The sequence below is a fragment of the Xenorhabdus sp. SGI240 genome (genome assembly GCF_040081915.1).
Classification (GTDB): domain Bacteria; phylum Pseudomonadota; class Gammaproteobacteria; order Enterobacterales; family Enterobacteriaceae; genus Xenorhabdus; species Xenorhabdus bakwenae.
This window is the reverse complement of sequence record NZ_JBEBMB010000006.1, coordinates 149,235-163,338: the sequence shown is the minus strand read 5'-3', so window position 1 is coordinate 163,338 and position 14,104 is coordinate 149,235. Positions and strand designations below refer to the sequence as shown.

The following is a 14,104-nucleotide window of genomic DNA, read 5'->3' as shown; positions in this document are numbered from 1 at the left end:
ATGGGATAAATAGCAATTCAATTTGTTTCTATTCTTCGAATTACCTTTTTCTTCTCCGTTTATTCTGTTAGCTGCCTGGGGCTTATACCCAGCAAATTTCACGAACAGATCCGGGGGAGGAGTATGCTCGATAAATTAGATGCCGCCTTTCAGTTTCGACAAGAAGCGCTGGCACTGCGCAACCAGCGGCAGGAAATTTTGTCTGCCAACATTGCCAATGCGGATACCCCTGGCTATCAGGCGCGTGATGTCGATTTTGCTGCTCAACTAAAAAAAGTCATGGCACATGGTCGTGTAACCGGAGATGGCGTTGGGCTAACGCTGACTTCCGATCGACATATTCCCGTTCAGCCTCAAAAACGTCTGGAGATGGATCTGCTGTATCGGGTGCCATACCAGACAGCTATGGATGGAAATACCGTTGACATGGATATGGAACGCAGCAATTTCGCTGATAACAGCTTGAAATATCAGGCTGAACTCACGATGACGAATGCACAAATCAAAAGCATGATGTCAGTTCTACAGTCACAAGGATAATGGGAATGTCTCTACTCAGTATTTTTGATATTGCCAGCTCCGCGCTTTCTGCTCAGTCTCAGCGACTGAATGTCAGCGCCAGTAATATGGCGAATGCCGACAGTGTTGCGGGGCCGGATGGCGAACCATACCGGGCCAAGCAGGTTGTATTCCGCGTTGCTGCACCAGCAGGCCAAGAGGTTGGCGGTGTTCGCGTTAGTGAAGTGGTGGATGATCCATCACCTTTCCGTCTTGAATATCAGCCGGGCCATCCGCTGGCCGATGAAAAAGGTTATGTACGTATGCCGAATGTGGATGTGGTCGGGGAAATGGTCAATACCATCTCGGCTTCCCGCAGCTATCAGGCGAACGTTGAAGTACTGAATACCACCAAATCCATCATGTTGAAAACGCTGACACTGGGCCAGTAACAGGAATATCGTTATGGGAATTACCGTTCCAATTAATGAATCATTGGATAATTCAGCCGTCAGTGGGCTGTCTAACTTGACCCACCAAAAAACGCAAAGTAGTGGTGATATCAAAGATAATTTCTTGAATATCTTGGTTGCCCAGCTTAAGAACCAAGACCCGACCAACCCGATGGAAAACAGTGAATTGACTTCACAGATTGCGCAGATCAGCACTGTTGAGGGGATTGAGAAACTCAATAAGACGTTGGGTTCCATTGTCGGACAAATGGACAGTAACCACACGATGCAAAAGGTGGCCCTGATTGGCCGAGGTGTCATGGTGCCCGGCAATGAGATTTTGCTGGGTTCCAGCGCAGAAGAGGGCATCAGCACAACCCCAATCGGTTTTGAACTAGGCCGGCCTGCCGACACTGTCAAAGTGACCATCAGAGATAAAAGTGGCGTAGTTGTCCGGGAGATGGAATTCAATAAATTAGATCCCAACACATCCGAATATTTGAAGGCGGGCGTACACAGCTTCATATGGGATGGTAAAAACGCAGACGGCAATGTCGTGGAACAAGGCGCTTACAACTTCACCGTTTACGCAAGCCAACAGGATCAGGGATTGGGGATAACTTCCCTGAGATATGCCGAAGTTCAGGGCGTTGTGCGGCAGGAGAATAGCACTAAATTGGATTTAGGGCTGGTGGGTACGGTAAACATGGACGAAGTTCGTCAGATTCTTTAATTAAACGGAGGACATATGGCTTTTTCACAAGCGGTCAGTGGCTTGAATGCCGCTGCGAACAACTTAGACGTTATTGGTAATAATATCGCAAACTCGGCAACATACGGATTTAAGTCCAGCTCTGCGGCTTTTTCGGATGTATTCAGTGGCTCGGATGTCGGGTTGGGCGTCAAGGTTTCTGGCATGGTGCAGAACTTTAAGGATGGTTCAATCACCAAAACCAACGATCAATTAAATATGGCGATCACGCAGGGCGGTTTTTTCCGTATGCAGGATACCAACGGCAATATTTTTTATTCTCGCAATGGCCAGTTTAAAATGGATGCCGATCGTAATGTGATCGATATGCAGGGCATGAAATTGACCGGTTATCCGGCCATTCAGGGCAAAGAGGGTCCTGAAATTCAACAGGGTGCCGCACCAGGGCCAATTTCGATCCCAACGGATATGCTGACGGCCAAAGCGACGACAGAAGTCAAGATGAAGACTAACCTGAACTCGATGCATGACAAGATCGATACGAAAGCGAAGCCATTTGAACCAGGCGATAAAGATACTTTTAGCTACAGTTCCGGTATTTCGGTATACGATAGCCTCGGCAATGAACATAACATCAATGTGTTCTTCGTCAAAACAAATGATAACCAGTGGGATGTTTATGCCCTGGATACTTCGGTTAAGAATTCAGCGGCTCAAAAATTAAACACAGACAGCGTTCAATTTAATGGCACTGGTCAGCTTGCGGCAGCAACGACGGCTGAAAACATATTTGCTTTCAATATGCCAGCCCTGAATGGTTCTAATCCGGCAGAAGTCAAATTCGATTTTAACGGTAGCCAACAGCAGAGAGTCAAAGAATCCTCCGTTTCTAACCAGAAGCAGGACGGTTATGCGGCAGGTCACTTCACCAACTACCAGGTTGACGGTGATGGCAAAATTTACGGCCTTTATTCTAACGAACAGAAGCAGGTGTTGGGGCAGGTCGTCTTGGCAAACTTCTCCAACCCGGCCGGTTTGGCTTCACAGGGTGATAACGTTTGGATAGAAACCGGTGCATCGGGTAGTCCGGTTGTGGGCACGGCGGGTTCCGGTAACTTCGGTAAGCTTATCAGTAGCTCATTGGAATCATCAAACGTTGATATGAGCCAGGAGCTGGTCAGCATGATCGTCGCCCAGCGTAATTACCAATCCAACGCCCAGACCATCAAAACGCAGGACCAAATTCTGCAAACGCTGGTCAGCATGCGTTAATAGGCTCAGGCGGATAGCATTATGGATCACGTCATTTATACCGCTATGGGAGCTGCACGCCAAACGCTGGAGCATCAGGCTGTCACCACTAACAATCTGGCCAATGCGTCAACGCCGGGCTTTAAGGCCCAGCTTGCGGCACTGCGTGCCGTCCCCATTGAAGGCGAAACTTTACCGACCCGCTCGCTGGTTGTTGCCTCTACCCCTGGCATGGATAGCCGTCAGGGACCCATGAATTACACTTCCCGTCCGTTAGATGTGGCTGTCGGACAAGGTGGCTATTTGGCTGTCCAGCTTGAAGACGGGACAGAAGCCTATACCCGTAACGGCAGCATCCAAATTTCTCCCGAAGGGCAACTGATGGTGCAGGGACGCATGTTGATGGGCGAAAACGGGCCGATTGATGTTCCGCCGCAGGCCGAATTGACTATTGCGACAGACGGCGCCATTTCTGCCTTGATTGCCAGCGATCCGCCCACGTTATTGGGGCAGATTGGCAAGCTGAAAGTCGTCAAACCGGAAGCCAACCAGGTGGTGCGTGGTGACGATGGCCTGTTCCATTTAACGCCACAGGCGCGGGAACAGCAGGGCAATGAACTGGCGGCCAGTACCGAAGTGAAAGTGATGCCGGGTGTACTGGAAGGCAGCAATGTTAACCCGGTGGAAAGCATGGTCAACATGATAGCCAACGCGCGTCGCTTTGAGATGCAGATGAAAGTCATACACAGTTCCGATGAAAATGCACAACGGGCTAATCAAATTCTTGCTATGAGCTAATCGGGGGAGATAAATTCATGATCCGATCTTTATGGATTGCCAAGACGGGTTTGGATGCCCAGCAAACCAATATGGATGTTATTGCTAACAACTTGGCAAACGTTAACACCAATGGCTTTAAACGCCAGCGGGCAGTATTTGAAGATTTGCTCTACCAAACCGAGCGTCAGCCGGGAGCAATGTCATCTGAGCAGACTAATCTGCCCTCAGGTTTGCAGATTGGCACGGGGGTACGCCCAGTAGCGACGGAACGGCTGCACAGTCAGGGCAATATCGTCAAAGCCAGTACTAATGATGTGGCAATTTCAGGACGCGGCTTCTTCCAGATCCAGATGCCTGATGGCACCACGGCTTATACCCGTGATGGTTCATTTCAGAAAGACCAGAACGGCCAGTTGGTTACGGCCGGGGGGTTTCAGGTCGTGCCAGCCATCATCATTCCAGACAACACCACCAATCTCAGTATTGCCGCTGATGGGATTGTCAGCATAAAAGTGCAGGGACAAGCCGCTTTTCAACAGGTCGGGCAACTCACGCTGACGACGTTCATCAACGAAAGTGGGTTAGAAAGCATTGGTGAGAACCTGTATCTGGAAACCAACAGTTCCGGTGTTCCGGTGGAAAACACGCCAGGTATCAATGGAGCTGGAACGCTTCGTCAGGGCTTTGTCGAAACGTCTAACGTCAATGTGGCAGAAGAGTTGGTCAATATGATCCAGGTGCAGCGAGCCTATGAAATCAACAGCAAGGCAGTATCAACCTCTGATCAAATGCTGCAAAAACTGTCCCAGTTATAACCTAACCATTAATGGTGGGGGAACACGTTCCTCCACTATTTCTACGATAAATTTAAGAGCATAGAAGATGGATACAATGCCTGTTGCCGAAAGCCATGCTAAAAACCATGTAGCTTATGGCTCCACGGGTTTACGGAAAAACCAGAGAAATAAGTGGCGTATCAGCATATCTGTGACGGCACTCGCATTGTCGGCACTGACATTGGGGGGGTGTGCTTATATGCCGCACAAGCCACTGGTGAAAGGACAAACAACCGCAAACCCCACCGAAGCACCTGCTCCAACGCCAAATGGCTCTATTTTCCAAACGGTCCAACCGGTTTATTACGGCTATCAACCGCTGTTTGAAGACCGCCGTCCACGCAATATCGGTGATACGCTGATGATTATCTTGCAAGAGAACGTCAGTGCGAGCAAAAACTCTTCTGCCAATGCCAGCCGCAATGGAAAAACCAGTTTCGCAGCGGCCTTGACCCCACGCTTTCTACAGGGATTGATGGGAGGAGGAAAAACCGATTTAGGCATGGAGGGAAATAACGAATTTGGCGGCAAGGGCGGTGCAAATGCCAACAATACCTTCAGGGGCACCATTACGGTGACCGTAGACAGGCTGCTGGCCAATGGCAACCTGCATGTCGTGGGGGAAAAACAGATCGCCATTAATCAGGGCACGGAGTTCATCCGTTTCTCTGGCGTTGTTAACCCGCGCACCATTACGGGCAACAATACGGTGAGTTCCAACCAGGTTGCTGATGCCCGTATTGAATATGTTGGTGATGGTTATATCAACGAAGCGCAGCACATGGGGTGGTTGCAACGTTTCTTTATGAATATCTCACCGTTTTAAAACAGGATGGTCAGGATGAGAAAATTAGTCACCCGCCTTTTTACGCTATGGTTGGTGCTGTTCGGTACGTTCACCTCTGCCAGTGTTTTTGCGGAACGTATTCGTGATGTGACGACGATTGAGGGGGTCAGGGATAACGCACTGATTGGTTATGGTCTGGTAGTCGGATTGGATGGAACGGGTGACCAAACCATGCAGACGCCTTTTACCACCCAAAGCTTGAGCAATATGTTGTCGCAATTAGGTATCACCGTACCGGCCGGTACGAATATGCAGCTTAAAAACGTCGCCGCCGTGATGGTGACAGCAAAACTGCCCCCTTTTGCGCGTGTAGGGCAGAACATTGATATTGTCGTTTCCTCGCTGGGGAATGCCAAGAGTCTGCGTGGCGGGACATTGCTGATGACGCCGTTAAAAGGGGTAGATAACCAGGTTTATGCTTTGGCTCAGGGCAATATTCTGGTGGGAGGGGCAGGTGCGAGTGCCGGAGGCAATAGCATCAAAATCAACCAGCTTGCCGGCGGACGGATCTCCAATGGTGCCGTGATTGAGCGTGAATTGCCAACCCGGTTTGGTCAGAAAGGCACGCTGAATCTGCAACTGAATGATGATGATTTCGGGCTGGCTCAGAAAATCAGTGAGGCAATCAACCGGTTGAAAGGAACAGGGACGGCGACACCGTTGGATTCCCGCACAGTCCAGTTGCGTTTGCCGATTGAGAACAGCGAACAGGTGAAGTTTCTGGCGCAAGTACAGAACTTGTCTATCCGTGTAGATGCCGGTGATGCCAAAGTGATTTTCAACTCCCGAACAGGCTCCGTGGTGATGAACCGCAATGTGACGTTGGACAGTTGTGCGATTGCTCATGGGAGTTTGTCGGTGACTGTTGAACGTCAGATAGCCGTCAGTCAACCCAATACGCCATTGGCGGGAGGCAGTACCGTCGTGACCCGCAATACGGGCGTTGGTATTCAGGAGCAGGGAGGTGCATTGCAGCAACTCAGTGCCAGTGCGAATCTGACCCAGGTTGTGCGTGCATTGAATGCGTTGGGGGCAACGCCAACCGATTTAATGTCTATCTTGCAGGCAATGGAGAGCGCAGGCTGTCTGCGTGCGAAATTGGAGATTATCTGATGAATGACTTTCTGACGATGCCCGGTGCCGCTTACGATGTTAACGCCTTGCATTCATTGAAAGCTAAACTGTCACAGGAACCACAACAAGGGCTACGGCAAGTAGCCCAGCAACTGGAAGGCGTCTTCGTCCAGATGATGCTGAAAAGTATGCGTTCTTCGTTGCCGCAGGATGGCATTTTAAGCAGTGAGCAGACTCGTTTTTATACTTCGATGTACGATCAGCAAATTGCCCAGGATCTTTCCCAAAAGGGATTGGGATTTGCTGACATGATCGTGAAGCAATTCTCTAATGCGAATAATGTGCCCGATGGGTTAGCTGACAACGTGCCGCTGCCGCTGGATAATGAAATTCTGCAAACATTACCGAACCAGGCATTAGCGCAATTTATACGTCGGGCTATTCCGGCTCCTGATGGTATACCTGACTACACGTCTAACAACTCTTCTTCGGCTTTCGCCAAGGATTCGGCTAAGCCAAAATCATTGCCAATGCCCAGCGCCAGTTTTGTTTCCATGCTTTCCTTGCCGGCACAGTTGGCAAGCCAGCAAAGCGGTATTCCTCATTTATTGATTATTGCCCAGGCAGCGCTGGAATCCGGTTGGGGACAGCGAGAGATTCTGACTGCGGAAGGTAAGCCAAGTCATAATTTGTTTGGTATCAAAGCAGGGAAACACTGGAAAGGACCCGTCACCAATATCATGACGACGGAATACATTGATGGTGAGCCGAAGAAAATGCAGGACCGTTTCCGCGTCTATGGCTCTTACAGGGAAGCGATAACCGATTACGTTAATTTGCTGACGGATAATCCCCGTTACGCCAAGGTTGCACAATCAACCACAGCGGAGCAGGGAGCGCACTCCTTGCAAGAGGCAGGCTATGCCACCGATCCCAGTTATGCTCAAAAATTAGTGTCATTGATCCAGCAGTTAAAAAACACCGGCAATCAAATGGCAAAAGCCTATACCGCTGATTTCGATAACCTGTTTTAACGGGATGAATGTCACTCAAGAATCAGGGTATTTTGCCGATAACTGTAGCAGTGCATTACCTCCCACGATGGAGGCATAACGAAAACGTAAAAGGATAGACACATGTCCAATAGTCTTATCAATACTGCCATGAGTGGTATTAATGCTGCACAGGTGGCAATGGGTGTAGTGGGTAATAACATTACCAACTCTAAGGTTGAAGGATATCACCGACAGACAACGGTAATGTCGCCGGATAGTGGCAGCATGTCACCGGTTGGTTTTATTGGCAATGGTGTGAATGTTAATTCTATCAACCGCCAATACGATACATTTATTAACCAGCAATATAACGCTGCACAAACCAAACATGACGCATTAAAGATATACAAGGAGCAGGTCACCCAAATTGATAATCTACTGGCGGATAAGGCAACCAGCCTTTCCAGCTCTATGGAAGACTTTTTTAACAGCCTGAGCACGCTTGAAAATAACGCAGATAATAGTGCGGCAAGAACGACGGTGCGAGGCAAAGCTGAAGGTTTAGTTAACCGATTTAAAGAAGCTGATCAATTTCTCGGTAAGTTGGACGATGGTATCAATAGCCAAATTGAACAGAATGTTAAAGGAATCAATAAATACGCGGAAGAAATTGCCTTTCTGAACGATGAGGTTTCTCGTATGCGTGGCGCAGGACACGGTGAACCGCTGGCTTTACTGGATAAACGTGATCGTGCGCTGTATGAGTTAAATCAGCTTGTTGACGTAGAAATGACTCAGCAAGACGGTGGTGTTTACAACGTCTCATTTGGCGGTGGCATGTCGCTGGTATCGGGTAGCAAATCCTATCGGTTAGAAGCGCTCCCATCCAGTGCAGATAGCAGCCGTATTACGCTGGGCTATGATAATGGTACAGGAACCAGAGAGATTGATGAACGCTTTATCTCGCAAGGAAAGTTGGGTGGTGCATTACGTGTCCGTAGTGAAGTGATCGATCCAACCCGCAATCAAGTAAACCAATTGGGATTAGTGATGGCGGATCGATTCAATCAGGTTCAGCACGGTGGCTACGATCTGGAAGGTCAACCAGGTATTAATTTCTTCAATTTTGCGCAGCCGGCAACCATTGCTAACAGCAATAACAAAGGTATGGCTGAAATTAAAGTGGAATATGCAGATACCACGAAAGTAAAAGACAGTGACTACACCATCAAGTACGAAGGCGGGGATTGGAAAGTCCAGCGTGTTGCTGACAGGGAAGTGATCTCTGTCACTAAAAAGGGTAATACGCTGGAATTTGACGGTCTGAAAGTCGAGATTGATGCGACTCATTCACAGGATAATGATCGGTACACACTGAAAACGGTCAGTGGTGTCATAACGACACTTGAAGTCAATATTAAGGATTCTGCTCGATTAGCCACTGCCGGCAAAGGAAACAATGGTCCGAGTGATAACGACAATGCGAAGAAATTCACTCTCCTGCAAAAAGAAAAGCTAATTAATGGTAAAAATACCTTGACTGATGCTTATGCTTCGCTGGTCAGTACGGTGGGTAGCAAAACCAATAGTGCTAAGCGCAGTCTGGAAGCCCAAGAGATTAGTTTAGAGGCGTGTTTCACCGCCCGTGAGCGGCTATCTGGCGTCAATATGGACGAAGAATACGGCGAACTGCAACGTTTGCAGCAATACTACCTGGCAAATGCTCGTATTATCCAGACAGCATCAACACTGTTTAATGCCATTTTAGACATTCGTTAATCACTTGTGGCAAAAGAGAAAAAGGAACTGATATTGTGCGTGTAAGTACGAATCTTTTATACAGTCAAAAAATGAATGGGGTTTTTGGCGCTCAGTCTAAATGGATGCGGTATGGTGAACAGTTATCCAGTGGGAAACGTGTTATCAATCCATCGGATGATCCATTGGCGGCTTCTCAGAATATTGTGACTTCCCAATCTGAATCGCAGAACCAGCAATTTGCGATGGCACGAATCTTTGCCAAAAACACAATGTCAACCCAATTGAGCACTATCTCCAGTGTGGTATCGGTAACACATAGTGTTCTGGAAACATTAGTCGCGGCGGCGGATGAACAGAGCGACCACGATCGTGCATCTTATGCTCAGCAGTTAGATGGGCTTAAACAGCAATTGCTGAATCTCAGCAATAAAACCGATGGCGATGGACGTTATATTTTTGCTGGTTATAAAACGGATAAACCCCCTTTCAACGATAGTAACGGGAAAGTTACCTATGAAGGCGGAGATCAGGCGATAAGCCAAAGGGTAGATGACAACCGTTCCATGATTATCGCCCATACAGGAAAAGACGTCTTTTTATCCAACCCGATTAAAGAACCTGATGGTAAAGCAAGTGAATCAAATATTTTTGCTTCCATTGATTACGCGATCGAAGCGCTTAGAGAGCCATTCACGGATGCCAGCCAGGCAGAAAAAGATGCAGCACTGGAGCAGATTAACAAGGCCAACCGAGGTGTGCGTAATAGCCTGAACAACTTTTCTTCGGCAGAGGCTGTGCTAGGGCTGCAACTTCAGGAAATGGACAATTTGGATGACTTATCTCGTGAACGCAGTGTGGCCAATAAAGTTCGTATGGGGGAATTGGTCGATGTAGATTGGCTCTCCACCATTTCCGATTATTACCAGGAACAGGCGTCACTACAGGCTTCTTATAAGGCTTTTGCTGATTTAAAAGGCATGTCGTTGTTTGAGGTGTATCGCTAATTAAGATTGGTATACTTCCATATTTTCAGGTTGCAGTTTTATTTTCTTATCCCAGTGATACAGCCCTTGCTTTTTCATTACATGAGGAAAAATAAGGGCTTATTTATAAAGAAATCTGATTTAGACGTCATTGAAGATTAGAGTTGACTATAGGTGGCTTGCTTGATGTGCAGGAAATTGAATCGCCTTTTTTGAAATCACCTAACCATGAACAACATTACTTTTGCATTGCGTTAGCATGATAAGCGATATGCTCTTCAATAAAGCTGGCGATAAAGTAGTAGCTATGGTCATATTCTGGCCGGAGATTTATAGTCACGGGATAACCGGTTTCATCGCAAATATCCTGCAATAAATCAGGGCGTAACTGTTCATCCAAAAAGCCGTCATTGAGACCTTGATCAATCAAAATAGGAAGCTGTTCTTTCGCATTCTTGATCAGTTCTACCGTGTCATATTGTTTCCAATCCGATATATCTTCACCAAGATAGGCTGAAAATGCTTTTATTCCCCATGAAACCTGAGCAGGGGCCACAATAGGTGAAAATGCCGACACACTGCGATAACGTCCTGGATTTTTCAATGCAATAGTCATTGCACCATGGCCTCCCATGGAGTGTCCACTGATTGCCCGTATATTCGTGACTGCAAAGTGTGTTTCAATCAAATTGGGAAGTTCTGAAACAACATAATCATACATACGATAATGTAAAGCCCAGGGATGTCTTGATGCATTGAGATAAAAGCCAGCCCCTTTTCCAAGAAAATAGGCGGGATCGTCAGCGACATCATCGCCTCGCGGGCTGGTATCTGGAGCCACAATAACGATACCCTGTTCAGCCGCATAACGTTGAGCACCTGATTTTGTGATGAAATTTTGCTCGGTGCAGGTCAGGCCAGAAAGCCAGTAAAGGACGGGTAATCTTCTTTCTTTCATCTGAGGAGGCAAGAAAATTGCGAAACGCATCTGGCAACCCAAAACTTTTGATTCATGTTGATAGACATCCTGCCAACCACCAAAACAAGCGTGATGTTCGATTCTTTCCATTACTTCCTCTCTAATGTCATTTGTTGCAATGATATTTTATGATTTATCAGATACCGTGTTGGCGTGCAACACGGTTTTCTGTCCACGATCCAGACTTCGTCAGTAGTCAGTAGTCAGTAGTCAGTAGTCAGTAGTAAATGACTGTTCGGATCGATTTACCCTCATGCATCAGGTCGAAAGCCTCATTAATGGATCCCAGAGGCATTGTATGGCTAACGAAAGGTGCAAGTTCGATTTCACCTTTCATCGCTTTTTCCACCATTCCCGGCAACTGGCTGCGTCCTTTTACGCCGCCGAAAGCTGTGCCTTTCCATGTACGCCCGGTAATAAGTTGGAATGGCCGGGTGGAGATTTCTTGTCCAGCGCCGGCTACACCAATGATGACGGATTGTCCCCATCCCCTGTGCGCACTTTCCAGAGCGGCACGCATGACATTGACATTACCGATGCATTCGAAAGTATGATCAACACCCCATTTAGTCATCTCCAGAATGACCTGTTGGATAGGCTTGTCGTAGTCATTGGGATTGAGGCAATCAGTGGCACCAAATTGTCTGGCAAGTTCAAATTTAGTTGGATTGGTATCAATGGCAATAATGCGTCCTGCCTTTGCCTGGCGAGCGCCCTGAACAACGGCCAGACCAATCCCACCCAGTCCGAAAACGGCAACAGAATCTCCCGGCTGTACTTTGGCTGTATTATGTACGGCACCAAGACCAGTAGTGACACCACAGCCCAATAGGCAAACTTGTTCATGGTTTGCCGTTGGATTTATTTTTGCTACGGATACTTCTGCAACGACAGTGTATTCACTGAATGTGGAACACCCCATGTAATGATAGATAGGTTGTCCATTGTAAGAAAAGCGGGTTGTGCCATCTGGCATGAGACCCTTACCTTGCGTTTCGCGGACTGCGATACAAAGGTTCGTTTTCCCAGACTGACAGAACTCACATTTGCCACATTCCGCCGCATATAATGGAATGACATGGTCACCTGGTTTTACACTTGTGACACCGTCACCTACTTCGACCACGATACCGGCTCCTTCATGGCCCAGAATAACAGGGAATATTCCTTCAGGATCGCTACCTGAAAGGGTAAAGGCATCCGTATGGCAGACACCTGTATGGCTGATTTTGATCATGACTTCACCTGCTTTTGGTGGAGCAACGTCAATTTCGATAATTTCGAGTGGTTTATTTGGCCCAAAGGCAACGGCAGCACGTGATTTCATATAATCCCTCTTTGATTTTTGCACAGAATATTTTAATACTTTTATTTGTCTGGATATTATCCGTATGGTTTGATTTTATTTTTGAGCTATGACCAATCAATCAATAAAAAATATTTATACGCATCAATATCACCATGATTAGAGATTTTTATAAAAGACCCCATAACCATAGCGTTGTCAATTGACTTTAAACTGCTATCGGCATCCAACTTCAGGATGCGTGTTATATTTCCCCGCTATGCGGGGAAATATCAGGCCTCGCGTCGTCTTGCGGATGGCAACTTGAAGTTTATCGCGTATAAATAGTATCTTTTGTAAATTATTTAAAATAAAATAATAAATGATAGATTTTATTGAGACCTGTTAATAATATGTCTCATCGATTAACTCATTTTATATCGTTCTATAAAAATCATTGAAGATAATAAACGCCCTTACCGAGTCGCTATATATTCTGTATATAATCTGATTTCAAATCATGGAGGTTTAATGGCTGACTTCAATTCTAAACCCATTAAATTTGCTTATTGGGTGCCTAATGTGTCCGGTGGATTGGTGATAAGTAAAATCCAGCAACGTACCAACTGGGATCATACTTATAATCGCAGTCTGGCTCAAATCGCCGAAAGTGTAGGTTTTGACTATGCATTGACCCAAATTAGATTTACTGCTGGATATGGTGCTGAAAACCAGCATGAATCGATGACTTTTTCGCAAGATCTGCTTTCAGTAACCCATAAATTGAAAATCATTGCCGCCCTTTTACCCGGGCCTTGGAAACCCGTGTTGGCCGCTAAACAGATAGCAACCATCAGTCAGCTTTATGGTGCCCGTATTGCGGTTAATATTGTTAGTGGTTGGTTTCGCGGTGAGTTTAAAGCGATTGGTGAACCGTGGTTAGATCATGAAGAACGCTATTTACGTTCTGAAGAATTTATCCGTTGCTTGCAAGGGATCTGGTCGCAACCCGCTTTCAGTTTTTCTGGTGATTTTTATCGTTTTCATGATTATGTTTTAAACCCCAAGCCACAGCTACCCTTACCGGAAATTTTTCAAGGAGGCAGTTCCAGAGCCGCCAGAGACATGGCTGCCCGTGTTTCTGATTGGTATTTTACGAATGGCGGTAGTGTGGAATATATTCACAAACAAATCGAAGATATTAAAGCGAAAGCGTTATTGAATCATCATCAGGTAAAAATCGGCGTTAATGGTTTTGCTATTGCCCGTGATGATGAGAAAGAGGCTCGCGCAGTATTGCAGGATATTTTAGATAATAGTGATTTTGAAGCGGTGAAAAGTTTCCATCATGAAGTGCAAAATGCGGGAAATGCATCACCGGAAAAAGAAGGAAACTGGGCAAAATCAACTTTCGAAGATCTTGTACAGTATAATGACGGCTTTAAAACCAACCTTATTGGCACACCATTACAAATAGCCCAACGAATTATTGAATATAAAAAGGTTGGTGTAAACCTGATATTGCTTGGATTTTTGCATATGCAGGAAGAGCTAGCGTATTTTGGTAGAAACGTGATCCCACTTGTCAGAGAATTGGAACAACAAACTGATTGAATAACCATTTATTGATTTTAAATACCATGTTATTTGC

14 protein-coding genes are annotated in these 14,104 nt (G+C 46.5%); 12 read left to right on the top strand and 2 right to left on the bottom strand.

The features are described from left to right. Window positions 1-123: 123 nt before the first annotated feature. From flgB to flgL, 11 genes are all read left to right on the top strand, one after another. Window positions 124-540: a flagellar basal body rod protein FlgB gene (gene flgB, locus ABLA76_RS02675; RefSeq protein ID WP_348986760.1), complete on the top strand. Its 417-nt coding sequence runs from the start codon at window positions 124-126 to the stop codon at window positions 538-540. Window positions 541-545: 5 nt separating this feature from the next. Then, a complete protein-coding gene (gene flgC, locus ABLA76_RS02670) occupies window positions 546-950 on the top strand; it encodes a flagellar basal body rod protein FlgC (protein ID WP_047770689.1) in 405 nt (134 codons plus the stop codon). Between the two features lie 13 nt (window positions 951-963). Further along, on the top strand, window positions 964-1,683 hold the full coding sequence (locus ABLA76_RS02665; protein WP_348986759.1) for a flagellar hook assembly protein FlgD: 720 nt from the start codon (window positions 964-966) through the stop codon (window positions 1,681-1,683). A gap of 15 nt (window positions 1,684-1,698) precedes the next feature. Further along, the gene (flgE, locus tag ABLA76_RS02660) at window positions 1,699-2,934 is read left to right on the top strand and encodes a flagellar hook protein FlgE (RefSeq protein WP_348986758.1); all 1,236 of its coding nucleotides are present in this window, start codon (window positions 1,699-1,701) and stop codon (window positions 2,932-2,934) included. Window positions 2,935-2,955: 21 nt separating this feature from the next. Beyond that, on the top strand, window positions 2,956-3,711 hold the full coding sequence (locus tag ABLA76_RS02655) for a flagellar basal body rod protein FlgF (protein ID WP_348986757.1): 756 nt from the start codon (window positions 2,956-2,958) through the stop codon (window positions 3,709-3,711). Window positions 3,712-3,728: 17 nt separating this feature from the next. Beyond that, entirely contained in the window at window positions 3,729-4,508 is a 780-nt protein-coding gene (flgG, locus tag ABLA76_RS02650; protein WP_348986756.1) for a flagellar basal-body rod protein FlgG, read from the top strand. A gap of 67 nt (window positions 4,509-4,575) precedes the next feature. Then, window positions 4,576-5,355 carry a flagellar basal body L-ring protein FlgH gene (locus tag ABLA76_RS02645; RefSeq protein WP_047770694.1) on the top strand — a complete coding sequence of 260 codons (780 nt, stop codon included), beginning with the start codon at window positions 4,576-4,578 and terminating at the stop codon, window positions 5,353-5,355. A 15-nt stretch (window positions 5,356-5,370) separates the two neighbouring features. Then, on the top strand, window positions 5,371-6,489 hold the full coding sequence (locus ABLA76_RS02640; RefSeq protein ID WP_348986755.1) for a flagellar basal body P-ring protein FlgI: 1,119 nt from the start codon (window positions 5,371-5,373) through the stop codon (window positions 6,487-6,489). Continuing rightward, window positions 6,486-7,484 carry a flagellar assembly peptidoglycan hydrolase FlgJ gene (gene flgJ, locus ABLA76_RS02635; RefSeq protein WP_348986785.1) on the top strand — a complete coding sequence of 333 codons (999 nt, stop codon included), beginning with the start codon at window positions 6,486-6,488 and terminating at the stop codon, window positions 7,482-7,484. The genes ABLA76_RS02640 and flgJ overlap by 4 nt, the downstream gene beginning before the upstream one ends. 102 nt (window positions 7,485-7,586) lie before the next feature. Then, window positions 7,587-9,224, top strand: a complete 1,638-nt coding sequence (flgK, locus tag ABLA76_RS02630) for a flagellar hook-associated protein FlgK (protein WP_348986754.1) — start codon at window positions 7,587-7,589, stop codon at window positions 9,222-9,224. Window positions 9,225-9,259: 35 nt separating this feature from the next. After that, the gene (flgL, locus tag ABLA76_RS02625; protein WP_348986753.1) at window positions 9,260-10,210 is read left to right on the top strand and encodes a flagellar hook-associated protein FlgL; all 951 of its coding nucleotides are present in this window, start codon (window positions 9,260-9,262) and stop codon (window positions 10,208-10,210) included. Window positions 10,211-10,427: 217 nt separating this feature from the next. On the opposite strand, the gene fghA is transcribed toward flgL, so the two are convergent. Both fghA and ABLA76_RS02615 read right to left on the bottom strand, forming a co-directional pair. Beyond that, window positions 10,428-11,258: an S-formylglutathione hydrolase gene (gene fghA, locus ABLA76_RS02620; RefSeq protein ID WP_348986752.1), complete on the bottom strand. Its 831-nt coding sequence runs from the start codon at window positions 11,256-11,258 to the stop codon at window positions 10,428-10,430. A gap of 127 nt (window positions 11,259-11,385) precedes the next feature. Further along, a complete protein-coding gene (locus tag ABLA76_RS02615) occupies window positions 11,386-12,495 on the bottom strand; it encodes an S-(hydroxymethyl)glutathione dehydrogenase/class III alcohol dehydrogenase (RefSeq protein WP_285810916.1) in 1,110 nt (369 codons plus the stop codon). Between the two features lie 489 nt (window positions 12,496-12,984). Here ABLA76_RS02615 and sfnG point away from each other — a divergent pair, with 489 nt between their 5' ends. Beyond that, window positions 12,985-14,067 carry a dimethylsulfone monooxygenase SfnG gene (gene sfnG / locus ABLA76_RS02610; RefSeq protein ID WP_348986751.1) on the top strand — a complete coding sequence of 361 codons (1,083 nt, stop codon included), beginning with the start codon at window positions 12,985-12,987 and terminating at the stop codon, window positions 14,065-14,067. Window positions 14,068-14,104: the final 37 nt, after the last annotated feature.

Coding starts and splice junctions, on each gene's coding strand:
- flgB (WP_348986760.1), top strand. CDS start 124: ATGCTCGATAAATTAGATGCCGCCTTTCAGTTTCGACAAGAAGCGCTG.
- flgC (WP_047770689.1), top strand. CDS start 546: ATGTCTCTACTCAGTATTTTTGATATTGCCAGCTCCGCGCTTTCTGCT.
- ABLA76_RS02665 (WP_348986759.1), top strand. CDS start 964: ATGGGAATTACCGTTCCAATTAATGAATCATTGGATAATTCAGCCGTC.
- flgE (WP_348986758.1), top strand. CDS start 1,699: ATGGCTTTTTCACAAGCGGTCAGTGGCTTGAATGCCGCTGCGAACAAC.
- ABLA76_RS02655 (WP_348986757.1), top strand. CDS start 2,956: ATGGATCACGTCATTTATACCGCTATGGGAGCTGCACGCCAAACGCTG.
- flgG (WP_348986756.1), top strand. CDS start 3,729: ATGATCCGATCTTTATGGATTGCCAAGACGGGTTTGGATGCCCAGCAA.
- ABLA76_RS02645 (WP_047770694.1), top strand. CDS start 4,576: ATGGATACAATGCCTGTTGCCGAAAGCCATGCTAAAAACCATGTAGCT.
- ABLA76_RS02640 (WP_348986755.1), top strand. CDS start 5,371: ATGAGAAAATTAGTCACCCGCCTTTTTACGCTATGGTTGGTGCTGTTC.
- flgK (WP_348986754.1), top strand. CDS start 7,587: ATGTCCAATAGTCTTATCAATACTGCCATGAGTGGTATTAATGCTGCA.
- fghA (WP_348986752.1), bottom strand. CDS start 11,258: ATGGAAAGAATCGAACATCACGCTTGTTTTGGTGGTTGGCAGGATGTC.
- ABLA76_RS02615 (WP_285810916.1), bottom strand. CDS start 12,495: ATGAAATCACGTGCTGCCGTTGCCTTTGGGCCAAATAAACCACTCGAA.
- sfnG (WP_348986751.1), top strand. CDS start 12,985: ATGGCTGACTTCAATTCTAAACCCATTAAATTTGCTTATTGGGTGCCT.